The organism is Sphingobacterium sp. UT-1RO-CII-1 (assembly GCF_026711005.1).
GTDB lineage: Bacteria > Bacteroidota > Bacteroidia > Sphingobacteriales > Sphingobacteriaceae > Sphingobacterium.
Genome location: NZ_JAPPVJ010000001.1, coordinates 888,267 through 901,287, shown reverse-complemented (window position 1 = coordinate 901,287; position 13,021 = coordinate 888,267). Strand labels below are relative to the sequence as shown.

At 31.3% G+C, this 13,021-nt stretch carries 11 protein-coding genes; 5 read left to right on the top strand and 6 right to left on the bottom strand.

Features of this window, described 5'->3' with window-relative positions; genetic code table 11:
- Window positions 1–69 precede the first annotated feature (69 nt).
- The 4 genes from ORI89_RS03650 to ORI89_RS03635 are packed head-to-tail and all read right to left on the bottom strand — an operon-like array spanning window position 70 to window position 3,103.
- On the bottom strand, window positions 70–813 hold the full coding sequence (locus ORI89_RS03650) for a zinc ribbon domain-containing protein (protein WP_268229067.1): 744 nt from the start codon (window positions 811–813) through the stop codon (window positions 70–72).
- Complete coding sequence (locus ORI89_RS03645; protein WP_268229066.1) at window positions 813–1,910, bottom strand: Nif3-like dinuclear metal center hexameric protein; 1,098 nt, start codon at window positions 1,908–1,910, stop codon at window positions 813–815. The genes ORI89_RS03650 and ORI89_RS03645 overlap by 1 nt, the downstream gene beginning before the upstream one ends.
- On the bottom strand, window positions 1,900–2,376 hold the full coding sequence (locus tag ORI89_RS03640) for a hypothetical protein (RefSeq protein WP_268229065.1): 477 nt from the start codon (window positions 2,374–2,376) through the stop codon (window positions 1,900–1,902). Before ORI89_RS03640 ends, ORI89_RS03645 begins: the two co-directional genes overlap by 11 nt.
- Window positions 2,377–2,389: 13 nt before the next feature.
- The gene (locus tag ORI89_RS03635; RefSeq protein WP_268229064.1) at window positions 2,390–3,103 is read right to left on the bottom strand and encodes an SAM-dependent methyltransferase; all 714 of its coding nucleotides are present in this window, start codon (window positions 3,101–3,103) and stop codon (window positions 2,390–2,392) included.
- 163 nt (window positions 3,104–3,266) lie between these two features.
- Here ORI89_RS03635 and apaG point away from each other — a divergent pair, with 163 nt between their 5' ends.
- The 4 genes from apaG (at window position 3,267) to ORI89_RS03615 (ending at window position 9,391) form a co-directional block, all read left to right on the top strand.
- Complete coding sequence (gene apaG, locus ORI89_RS03630) at window positions 3,267–3,653, top strand: Co2+/Mg2+ efflux protein ApaG (RefSeq protein WP_268229063.1); 387 nt, start codon at window positions 3,267–3,269, stop codon at window positions 3,651–3,653.
- A 209-nt stretch (window positions 3,654–3,862) separates the two neighbouring features.
- Window positions 3,863–5,722, top strand: coding sequence for an ABC-F family ATP-binding cassette domain-containing protein (locus ORI89_RS03625; RefSeq protein ID WP_268229062.1), 1,860 nt, complete (start codon window positions 3,863–3,865; stop codon window positions 5,720–5,722).
- A 66-nt stretch (window positions 5,723–5,788) separates the two neighbouring features.
- On the top strand, window positions 5,789–7,648 hold the full coding sequence (gene mnmG, locus ORI89_RS03620) for a tRNA uridine-5-carboxymethylaminomethyl(34) synthesis enzyme MnmG (protein ID WP_268229061.1): 1,860 nt from the start codon (window positions 5,789–5,791) through the stop codon (window positions 7,646–7,648).
- A 69-nt stretch (window positions 7,649–7,717) separates the two neighbouring features.
- Window positions 7,718–9,391 (top strand): Ig-like domain-containing protein, encoded by a 1,674-nt coding sequence (locus ORI89_RS03615; RefSeq protein WP_268229060.1) that lies wholly within the window; start codon window positions 7,718–7,720, stop codon window positions 9,389–9,391.
- A 22-nt stretch (window positions 9,392–9,413) separates the two neighbouring features.
- Here ORI89_RS03615 and ORI89_RS03610 read toward each other — a convergent pair whose 3' ends face one another.
- Together ORI89_RS03610 and nadB are read right to left on the bottom strand one after the other, a co-directional pair.
- Window positions 9,414–9,929, bottom strand: a complete 516-nt coding sequence (locus ORI89_RS03610; protein ID WP_268229059.1) for a gamma carbonic anhydrase family protein — start codon at window positions 9,927–9,929, stop codon at window positions 9,414–9,416.
- 1 nt (window position 9,930) lies between these two features.
- Complete coding sequence (gene nadB / locus ORI89_RS03605; RefSeq protein WP_268229058.1) at window positions 9,931–11,523, bottom strand: L-aspartate oxidase; 1,593 nt, start codon at window positions 11,521–11,523, stop codon at window positions 9,931–9,933.
- A 493-nt stretch (window positions 11,524–12,016) separates the two neighbouring features.
- On the opposite strand from nadB, the gene nadA reads away from it, so the two are divergent.
- A complete protein-coding gene (gene nadA / locus ORI89_RS03600) occupies window positions 12,017–13,015 on the top strand; it encodes a quinolinate synthase NadA (RefSeq protein WP_268229057.1) in 999 nt (332 codons plus the stop codon).
- Window positions 13,016–13,021 lie beyond the last annotated feature (6 nt).

Below are 13,021 nucleotides of genomic sequence, written 5' to 3'. Positions count from 1 at the left end.
TATTATAGCGAATATGTTGCAAAAAAAAAGCGTCTTTTCAGACGCCTTTCAATAAAAACAAATACTCTATTAACCGTGTTCTTCTTCAAACACAATACCTTCATCGACAATTACTCGTCCGCAATGTTCACAGATTATAATCTTTTTACGCTGACGAATTTCTGATTGAAGCTGTGGTGGTATTTTATTAAAACACCCAGAACAACTATCTCTTTCAATCGAGACAACAGCTAAACCATTTCTAAAAGAATTACGTAATTTATTATAGACTTTTAATAACCGGTCTTCAATCTTTTTCTCTGATTTTTCGGTTACAGCTAACAAAGCGTCTTCTTCCTTCTGTGTTTCTCCTGTTATAGTTTCTAGCTCTTGCTTCTTAAGTTCTAATTCACTTTTGCTGAATTCTAAGTTTTTTAAAGTTTTGTCATAAACTTCCGTTTTATTTTTGATTTCAAATTCAGCTTCACGAATACGTTTTTCACATACCTGAATTTCAAGACCTTGAATTTCTATCTCTTTTGAAATCGCATCATATTCACGGTTATTCTTCACTTCACCAAGCTGACCTTCGTACTTTTTGATAGCTGTTTGCGCATCTTTAATCATATTTTTGCGCTTAACGATAGAATCTTCTAAATCATCAAGCTCAGTTCTGATTTTTTCAATACGTGTATCCAGACCAGCAATGTCATCTTCAAGATCAGCAACTTCAATAGGAAGTTCGCCTCTAACTTGGCGAATCTTATCTATTTTTGTGTGGACTGTTTGTAAAGCCCACAATGCTTTTAACTTTTGTTCTACCGTTTGTTCCATTAACTGTAGTAATTTATAGGATTTGTGTCTATTTCTGTCAATAGGACAGCAAAGTTAACAAATTTTTTCTTAATTATTTCCATTAATAATTCTTGTGTAAATTGTTCACTTTCAAAATGTCCAATATCTATAATAACAATTTCATTTTCTGCATCGAAAAATTCATGATACTTAAAATCTGAAGTAATAAAAACATCTGCTCCAGATCGTTTTGCATCACTTAGCAAAAAGCCACCTGCACCCCCACAAACAGCAACCCTTCTAATTTCCCTATCATGAAAATGCGTATGTCGAATAACTTTCAAATGCAGTTTTTCCTTTAAATAAGCTAAAAATTCCATTCCTGAAATAGGTTCAGATAAATTTCCAATAGTACCTGAACCAACTTTATGAAAAGAATTTTCTATGGTGTAAATATCGTGTGCTACTTCTTCATATGGGTGTGTAGCATACATTGCTAACAAGATATCACGCTCTCTATTAACGGGGTATACGACTTCTATTTTAGTTTCTTCAACTCGTTCTTGTATTCCTACTTTACCAACAGTAGGATTAGCTCCATCCTGCCCTCTAAAAGTACCATAACCAATAGTATTATAACTACATTCATCATAGTTTCCTATTGCACCTGCACCTGCCACAAATAAAGCTTTTCGTACCTCCTCAACATGGGTACGAGGCACATAAACACTTAATTTACGTAGCAACCCCCTTTTAGGTTGTAAAATTGCTTGAGCTACTAAACCTATCTTATCTGCTATTTTACTGCTAACACCTCCAACGATATTATCAAGATTTGTATGTATAGCATATAGCGCAATATTATTCTTAATAGCTTTTATGACTGCACGTTCGATATAGTTATTACCATTAAATCGTTTTAATCCTTTAAAAACGATAGGGTGATGAGAAATAATTATATTACATCCTTTACGAATAGCATCATCGATAACCTCTTCAGTACAATCCAAAGAAATCATTGCCTTACTAATTTCATTATCTGGATGTCCAACAATCAAGCCCGAATTATCATAAGACTCTTGATAGGTTAGAGGAGCTACCTCTTCCAAATATTTTATAAGTTCACTAATCTTCATCTCCTATATAATTTTCACCATAATGATCAATATGTAATTTCAGTAATGATTGATGCTGATAGATTTTTATCCAATACGTACCAAAATAAATCAAATTCAACAAACCTAAAGAAACAAGTATAGTAACTGGAAAAGGAATGTTACTTAACAAGAAGGTCCATGCATATAATAATCCCCATTTTCTAGTAGGATTATCTTCTACTTCAACCTTACGATCGTAAAATTCATTATTTAAAGAATCTGACAATCGTTTTGCTATTTCGAAATTCCAAAAAATATTAAATAAAGGAACAGCAACAAACCATACCTGATTAGGAAGTATACATTGATTTTCTTTTTTAACTAATTTCAGTGTTCTCCTAATTGTAAATGCGAATAGTAACCAAAAAAAAACACGGATTGCAGCACCTATTACTGCATATTTATACAATTCCTCTATTTTGCCATCTTGCAGTAATTCAAACATGCGTTATCTAATTTTATTTAACATATAATAAAAAAATAGTTGGTTTTTTATGAAGGTCAACCTTTTCTTTCTTCCACTCTAGTACAGTTTTAGAAGAAATATATTCATCTTTTCCAGTAAGATTACAAGCAACACATATTTTTGTTTGCGGTTTACAGCTTTGTAACAATTGATCTAGCAATTGATTATTTCGAAATGGTGTTTCTATAAAAATCTGAGTTTGATCCTCCTTTAAAGATTGTATTTCTAACTCTTTGATTTTTTTCACTCGTGTAGATTTGTCAATAGGAAGATAACCATGGAAAGTAAATTTCTGTCCACTAAATCCTGAGGCCATCAATGCAAGCAGTATAGAGCTCGGTCCTACTAAAGGCACCACTTTAATATTTCTTTTATGTGCTTCTTCAACAAGATCCATCCCGGGATCCGCAACACCAGGGCAACCTGCATCAGACATTAACCCTATATCTTGACCATTAAAGATTGATTTAAACAAACTATTGTAATCAATACTTTCTCGTTTATGTTTTCCGTAATCATGAAAAATTAAATCATTTTGCACAATGCCAATATTTGCATCTTTCAGAAACTTTCGAGAGATTTTCTCATTTTCAACCACGTACTCTTTTATTTCACCTAATAATTCTAAATGAAATGCCGTATATGATTTTTTTTCTACATCAGTAGATAAGGGGACTGGTATTAAATATAAAGTTCCGAAAGACATAAAACAAAAATACTAAAATAAATGCAGCTCATACATCGTTAAAAATTCATAAAGTAAACGAAATAACAATTACCTATTTATTTAACATATCTTAGCAAAACACTGTCGATTATATAAAGATAATTTGATATTTTGCAAAATGATCACTTAAGTTTATTTTCAAATGACTACAAAAATTACTTTAGGCATAAAAATATCAGTATTTGTTTATTACCAATCAGAATATTCAAATCCAGAGCGCGAGCATTTTATGTTTTCGTATAAAGTTAGAATTGAAAATTTAAGTGACCAACCTGTTCAATTGCTAGAGCGCCATTGGGATATTTTTGACTCTATAGGGGAAACAACTACTGTTGATGGGGCAGGAGTAGTAGGTGAACAACCTCTTTTGAATCCTGGAGATATACACGAATATGTATCTGGCTGCAATCTCAAAAGCGACTTAGGTTATATGCAGGGGTATTATAAAATGCAACGTACTTTAGATAATAGTCAATTTAATGTCATTATCCCTCGATTTAACTTAATTTCAACTTACAAGCTGAACTAAGTAGCCCTTCAACTAATTTATAATACAGCTTTAAGTGCTATTATAAATATAACCACAAATATTTATTTATTTTTGCACTGAATATCTATTCATAATAGATATGATTTTTTATATTACTTCTTCTATAATTAGTTTATAGAATGACGAAGTATTACATTATTCAATACAAATTACAAGTATTTAATTATCAATAACTTATATTTATAAAATTGAGTATTTTAGCAACGGAACAAGTTGGTCATTCTTATAATGACCGTTGGTTATTCAATAACTTACATTTTGCCTTACAAAAAGGGGAACGGGTTGCCTTAGTTGGTATAAATGGAACTGGAAAATCTACATTATTAAAAATATTATCAGAAATCGTTATTCCTACCGAAGGGAAAGTAGTAAAAGAACGTGGTATCAGAGTTGGTTTTTTATCACAAGAACCAAATTTTTCAGGATTAAAAACTGTAAATGATTTTATATATAGCGCAGATAATGAACAGCAACAACTCATAAAAGAATACGAAGAATTAGTTAGTAGCGAGTATATAGATCAAGAAAAACTAGCGCATCTCACAGATAAAATGTCTGTATTAGAAGCTTGGGAATATGAACACGATATCAAAACAATTTTAAACAGGCTACAAATATCTGATTTCAATCAAGAAATAGATCAATTATCTGGAGGGCAAAAAAAACGTTTATCTCTAGCTAAGCTATTAATTGACGACCCCGATGTATATATATTAGATGAACCAACCAACCATTTAGATATAGAAACAATAGAATGGTTGGAAAAACTTCTTACAACCGGAAATAAAACAGTTTTATTAGTAACACACGATCGCTATTTTCTAGACAATGTATGTACCGAAATACGCGAATTAGATAAAGGAGAACTTTATATCTATAAAGGGAATTACACATATTTCTTAGAGAAAAAAGCTGAGCGAGAAAACATAGATATTGCCATAGCCGATAAAGCTAGAAATCTTCTTCGAAAAGAATTAGAATGGATGAGAAGACAACCAAAGGCAAGAGGTACAAAATCAAAATCACGTATTGAGGCTTTTTATGATTTAGAAGATAAAGCTAAAGCTCCTCAAAAAAATGAGTCGGTAAAACTTTCAGTTAAAGTCAGTAGACAAGGAGGGAAGATTTTAGAAATAAACAACATTTATAAATCTTTTCAAAACAAAACTATACTAAACAATTTCTCTTACACCTTTAAAAAGGGTGATCGTATAGGTTTATCGGGAAAAAACGGAACTGGGAAATCCACCTTTTTAAATTTAATAACAGATAATATCAAACCAGATACAGGCACTATTACCATTGGAGAAACTACAAAGTTCGGCTATTATAAACAAGGAGGTTTAGAATTCAACAATGAAGATCGGGTTCTAGATGTTGTTAAAAACATAGCTGAATATATTGAAATGGCAAATGGAGATATCATAACGGCCTCTCAATTATTAACTCTTTTTCTTTTTCCTCCAGAAAAACAATACAATCAAGTTCTAAAATTAAGCGGAGGAGAAAAGAAACGACTTCAATTAATGAGAGTTTTAATGAGTAACCCTAACTTTTTAATTCTCGACGAACCTTCTAACGATTTAGATATAGACACCCTTAATGTTTTAGAAGAATTTTTAGAAAATTACCCTGGTATTTTAATTTTAGTATCACACGACCGCTATCTTGTAGATAAACTAACTGATCAATTATTTATTTTTGAAGGAAACGGAACCCTTCGCATATACAACGGAAACTATGCGGACTACAAAACAGAATTAGAAGAAAAACTAAAAGAAGAAAAAAACAAACCTACCCCTACAGAAACCAGAAACAAAGAACAGAAAGATTTAAAAAAGAAATTATCTTACAAAGAGGTTTTAGAATATGAAAACCTAGAAAAAGAAATAGAGAAAATAGAATTGGAAATAAAAGAAAAAACAGAAGAGATTAACAAACTAACTAATCATATTCAATTAATAAAAAAAGGAGAAGAGTTAGAACTCCTTAAAAAAGACTTAAGTAACAAATCCGATCGTTGGTTAACTTTATCAGAATACATTTAATAAAGTTCCACGTGAAACAATTAGTAGTTTGATAAAGTTCCACGTGAAACAAAAGTAAATAAATATATGTTTAAAAAATATAATGTAATAGTAGTAGGTGCAGGTCACGCAGGATGTGAAGCTGCAACCGCTGCAAGTAAAATGGGTTCCTCTGTTTTGCTTATTACTATGAATATGGGTGTAATCGCCCAAATGAGCTGTAATCCTGCAATAGGAGGGGTTGCAAAAGGACAAATTGTACGAGAAATAGATGCATTAGGTGGTTATACAGGTATCATTGCAGATAAGTCAACTGTTCAATTTAGAATGCTAAATAAGTCTAAAGGCCCAGCTATGTGGAGCCCACGTACGCAAAATGATAGAATGCGCTTTGCTGAGGAATGGAGATTAACTTTAGAATCATTGCCAAATGTAGATATGTGGCAAGATATGGTGAAAGAAATAATAATAGATAAAGGTCAAGCTAAAGGTGTAGTCACTTCAATGGGCTTACGCATAGAATCTGATGCAGTTATCTTAACCAATGGTACATTTCTAAATGGTGTTATCCATATAGGAGATAAAAAATTTGGTGGAGGTAGAAGTGGAGAAAAATCAGCAACAGGTATAACAGAACAATTGGTTAGTTTGGGTTTCGAATCAGGACGTATGAAAACAGGTACACCTCCTAGAGTAGATGGCCGTTCTTTAAACTATTCTTTAATGGAAGAACAATGGGGTGATGAAAAGAAAGGGAAATTTTCATATTCAGATATTGACTTACCAACAGAACAACGTTGCTGCTGGATAACTTATACTAATGATAAAGTTCATGATATCCTAAGAACAGGCTTTGATAAATCTCCAATGTTCACTGGTCGAATAAAAGGATTAGGCCCACGATATTGCCCTTCCATAGAAGATAAAATAAACAGATTTGCAGAAAGAGACCGCCACCAAATTTTTGTTGAACCAGAAGGTTTTAAAACCGTGGAAATATATGTCAATGGTTTTTCTACTTCTTTACCAGAAGACATTCAACACAAAGCCATGCAATTAATTCCAGGTTTCGAAAATGCTAAAATGTATCGTCCTGGATATGCAATAGAATATGATTACTTTCCACCAATGCAATTAGATTTAACGCTAGAAACCTTACGTATAAAAAATATGTTCTTTGCTGGACAAATTAATGGTACTACAGGCTATGAAGAAGCAGGTGCCCAAGGTTACATAGCTGGTATTAATGCTCATCAAAGAATAAACGATCAACATGAACTAATATTAAAAAGATCTGAATCATATATAGGTGTATTAATCGATGATCTGGTAACTAAAGGAACTGAAGAGCCTTATCGTATGTTTACTTCAAGAGCTGAGCATAGATTGTTATTACGCCAAGATAATGCGGACATCAGGTTAACGCCTATAGCATATAAACTTGGTTTAGTTAGTGATGAACGTCTAGAAAAAGTAAATAAAAAAATAAATCAATCTGAAGAACTTATCAATTATATGAAAAACACCAGTATTTCTCCAGAAATAATTAACCCTCTACTTACTAAAGTAGGATCTAGCTCAGTAAACCAAAAAATTAGATTATTCAATATCCTTAGTCGCCCACAAATAAATATTCATGATATAGCTACAGTAGAACATATTTTTTCACAGAAACTTAAACAACTAGATGAAGAAACAATTGAACAAACAGAAATAAAAATTAAATACGAGAGCTATTTTGAAAAGGAAATGGATATAGTTAATAAAATGAAAAAAATGGAAGATAAAGATATTAATCCTGATTTTGATTATGCATCTTTACCGTCATTATCTATAGAAGCTCGCGAAAAACTTCTAAAAATTAAACCACGAACGTTAGGCCAAGCTTCACGTATATCAGGAGTGACGCCGTCAGATATTAGTGTTTTAATGGTACATATGAACTAAACACCTGTTTATCAAAGCTTTAAACAAATATCGTTTAAAGCTATTTAAGACGTTATTTTTAATTTTATAATGATACAATTCAAAATAGACATAAGTGGCTTAAAAAGCTTAAAAACAGCATATAAACAGATTACCATTTATATTAGTATATTAATTTTAATAATATCGATATTTTTTAGTTGTGCAAATATTCAGAGACCAGGAGGAGGACCTAAAGATACCATACCTCCCGTTATCTTAAATGAATCGCCATTAAATTATTCTAAAAATTTTAAATCAAAAGAAATTATACTCACTTTTGATGAATTTATAAAACTTACAAATCAATTTAAAGAATTCAATATAAGTCCAGATACAGAAACTCCCGTTCAATATAAAGTAAAAAAGAAAAATTTAGTCATCACATTACCAGATTCATTAGATATTAATACTACTTATACAATTAATTTTGGTAAAGGTCTAACGGACTACAATGAAGGAAATCCTATTATAAATTATAATTACGTTTTTGCTACTGGAGCGGAACTCGATTCACTTTCAATTAGCGGTTCTGTTCTTAATGCTTTTACAAAAGAGTTTGATCAAAAAAAAGATGAAAACATTAAAGTATTATTAATCCCTATCGCACAAGATTCTATATTTGGTAAAAGAAAAGCAAATATATATACAAATGTAGATACTGCAGGTAGGTTCCAATTTAATAATCTAAAAGAGGATACCTACCGAATTTATGCATTAAAGGAACAAAACAATGATAGAATTTATAATGGTACCGACGAATGGATTGGTTTTTTAAAAGATAGTTTAGTTCTTGCAAAAAATATAGAAAACATACATTTAGAAATATCAAAAGGCTATCCTAAAGATTATCGGACTTTAGAAAAAAAATTAGATGCCGATGGATCAATATTACTTACGTTCAATAAATCGCTTCATAATCCATCTACGAAAATAATTTTTCCGGAAGAACTAAATGACGATAAAATAGAAAAGTATAATTATGCAAACGACAGTTTACGTATATATATTCAAAATACCCCACTAGACTCTATAAAAATAGAAATTGCAGATAATCTCAAAATAATTGATACAACAATAATTCGTATTAATAAGAATGCAAAATTTGACCGCAATATCAAACCGATACTTAATATTACAAATAAAGTTGATCGCATTAAACATATTACATTAACTGCTTTAATTCCAATAGATAATGTCGATAAAGCTAAAATACTTCTAAATGAAGATAGTGTTTCACGTCGCAATTTTCAATTACAGAGAGATACTATAAATGATCAAATATATCATATTCGTTTTAATTGGCGCCCAAATAAAAATTATGAATTAATAATTCAAGAAAATGCAATTACTTCTCATTTCCAGGATTTTAATAAAGAATTTAAAAGTAATTTCACCCTAGATCAATCTGATAATTACGGAAATATACAGTTTACGGTTAACGGATTAGATAGTGCTCAACAGTACATTGCTGAATTAATAAATGAACAAAAAGATAAAGTATTTGACCGCCAGATCTTAAACATTGATAATAATAAAATAATATATAAAAATTTCCAAGGAGGTAAATATACTTTGAGGATAATATACGATACAAATAAAAATAAAAGATGGGACCCAGCTGATGTATACAAAGGTACACAAGCCGAACATATATGGTATCTAAATAAAATATTCACCATCAGAGCTAATTGGGAACAAGAAGATATAATTAATCTAGAATAAAAGGTAATAATTACCTTTTATTCTAGATTTCTTTAAACCAAGAACTATAAAAAACATAGTTTTCAGGTAATTGCCTAAGCATCAATAATTGTTCATCCGATAGCGGTTTTATTTTTCTTGCAGGAACTCCCGCATAAAGAAAACCCTCCTCACAAATAGTATCCTCTAACACAACAGCTCCCGCAGCAATAATAACATTCGATTCTACTACAGCTCTATCCATAATGATAGCTCCCATACCAATTAATACATAGTCAGCTACTCTACAACCATGTACTATTGCATTATGCCCAATATTTACATAATTACCTATATCTGTACCATTTTTATTAAAAGTACAATGGATTACTACACCATCTTGTATGTTTGTATAATCTCCTATCCTAATATAATTAACATCAGCTCTAACAACTGCATTAAACCATACCGAACAATTACTTCCAAACTTTACATTACCAACAATAGTAGCATTCGTAGCTATAAAAACTTCTTCCCCAAAAACAGGATACATATCCTTAACAGGTAATATTACTGCCATACTATAAAACTGTATCTTCTAAATAAATGGACTTTTCTGGATAATCTGTTGTATAATGAAGGCCTCTGCTTTCTTTACGATGCATAGCCGATTTTACAATCAAATAAGCTACCTGTATTACATTACGCAATTCACACATTTTTATGGAAAGCTTAGTATTCCGATAAAAATCTTCTGTTTCTTCATATAAAAAACCTAACCGTCGCATAGCTCGATCTAATCGGAAATCAGATCGCACTATTCCTACATAATCACTCATCAGATTCTGTGTTTCCTTCAAATTATGTGCAACCAAAATTTCTTCATTCAGAAGACTAACTTTTGACTCATCCCATTTTGGAATATTTTTTGCAAATGTAACGTTCTCAAAAGAAGATCTAACCTCTTCAAAAATTCGATGAGCATATACAACAGCCTCAAGTAAAGAATTAGAAGCTAACCTATTAGCACCATGTAAACCTGTTGAAGAACATTCACCACAAGCATATAAATTATTTAAACTTGTACGACCGTGCGCATTTACAACGATTCCCCCACATAAATAATGAGCTGCAGGAGTTACGGGAATGTAGTCTTTAGTCATATCTAAACCAATAGATAAACATTTCTCATAAATATTTGGGAAATGAGATATAATCTCAGCTCGTTTTCGATGCGTAATATCTAAATATACAAAATCTAAACCCGACTTCTTCATTTCACTATCAATAGCACGTGCAACAATATCTCTAGGTGCTAAGGAGCCTCTTTCGTCATATTCCTCCATAAAAGAATCACCATTCACACGTCTTAGTATACCACCAAAACCTCGTACAGCTTCAGAGATAAGATATGCAGGGGATTCTTTTGGATTATATAGAGCTGTAGGATGAAATTGAAAAAATTCCATATTTCTTACTTTTCCTTTAGCCCTATATACCATTGCAATCCCATCACCTGTAGCTATCGTAGGGTTTGTTGTACTAGCATAAACATGTCCTGCTCCTCCAGATGCCATTAAAGTAACTTTACTAAGAATAGTCTCAATTTCTTGATTTCTAGTATTTAAAGCATAAATTCCAAAACATTCAATATTCTTAGTCCCTTTATCAACATGTTTTCCTTGATGATGTTGTGTTATTAAATCTACTGCAAAGTAGTGCGTTAAAACTTCAATATTAGGATTTGATTTAACCTGTTCTAATAAGGCCCGTTCTATTTCATAACCTGTAATATCTTTGTAATGTAAAATTCTATTGTTAGAATGCCCCCCCTCCTTAGCTAGATCATAATGATCCTCATCAATCTTATCGAAATTCGTTCCATAATCTATAAGCTCTTTAATCCTTTGCGGAGCTTCACTCACAACGTTTTCCACAATATCGATATGGCATAATCCATCGCCAGCTATCTGAGTATCAATAATGTGCTTATCAAAGCTATCGGACTTATCCACAACAGCTGCTACACCACCTTGTGCATACTTCGTATTTGACTCATCTTCATTAGATTTAGTGACTATCAACACCTTACCTAAACTAGCTGCCTTCAAAGCAAAACTAAGACCTGCAATACCAGACCCTATAATCAAAAAATCTACCTTCCTATTAGCCATAACAACTTATAAAAGCCCAAATACTTCATCAATTAATAAACAAATTAACAAATAATGTGGATAACATGTATATAAACGGTGGAGTAAATTGTAAAACTTTAATTCTTTACACAATTTAACGTATTAAGACTAAAAAGTGTGCAAAGAATTACCATAACATCACTAGTATATTAACAAATTGTAAACACTAAACATTCAACAAAAAAATATGGAAACAAAAAATGTAAAAATAATTTATATCTGTAAATCAGTACTTAAATAGAAACCATCTGTTAATAACATGTTGATAACTCTATAATAACCAAATTTCAAAAAATAATTTCATACAATTATCCCCATTATCCACACACTAATAAACAATAGTTCCTTTTTTATATAAAAAGATTATTATTTATTGAAAAAAAGGAATGTGGAAATCGTTTCATTTTCTTTGATTACTTTTGTAATGTTGTTCAATCAAATATTGATGGAAACTAAATTGAGAAGAAGATAAATGAATACGACGTTTGAAAGAGATTTAGAATCAAAAGGTTTTATTGATACACCTATTGATCCGACTATTGATATCGTCACTGAAATACAGCGACTTAAGAAAGAAAAAAATGCAGTTATACTAGCACATTACTATCAAGAACCTGAAATACAAGATATTGCAGACTATATAGGTGATAGTTTAGGATTATCTCAACAAGCGGCATTAACTGATGCTGATGTGATCGTTTTTGCCGGTGTACATTTTATGGCTGAAACTGCTAAAATACTTTCTCCATCAAAAAAAGTTTTATTACCAGATTTAAAAGCGGGATGCTCATTATCAGATAGTTGCCCTCCTCATTTGTTTGCTAAATTCAAAAAACAATATCCTGATCATTTGGTGATTACCTATGTAAATTGTACTGCTGAATTAAAAGCTCTTTCTGATATTGTATGTACTTCCAGTAATGCTGTACAAATAGTACAAAGTTTACCATCTAATCAAAAAATAATTTTTGGACCTGATAAAAATTTAGGTGAATATGTCAAGAAAAAAACAGGCAGAGATATGGTTCTATGGAATGGAGCTTGCATGGTTCATGAAATATTCTCTCAAGATAAAATTATCGATTTACGTAAGCAATTTCCTGATGCTAAGTTTATTGCACATCCGGAATGTGAAGATCATATTTTAAATCAAGCTGATTATATTGGTTCTACTTCCGGAATGTTGAAATATACTATTGAAAATAGTGCACAACAATTTATTGTAGCTACTGAATCTGGAATATTACATCAGATGCAGAAAGCCAGCCCCATGAAAACTTTTATACCTGCACCGCCTAATAATACCTGTGCATGTAATGATTGTCCGCATATGAAACTTAATACCTTAGAAAAATTATACAATTGTCTGTATTTTGAATTGCCTGAAGTAACTTTAACGGAAGGTATTGTAGAACGTGCAAGGCAACCTATTGAGCGTATGTTAGAAATATCAGCTCGATTTGGTTTATAAACATTA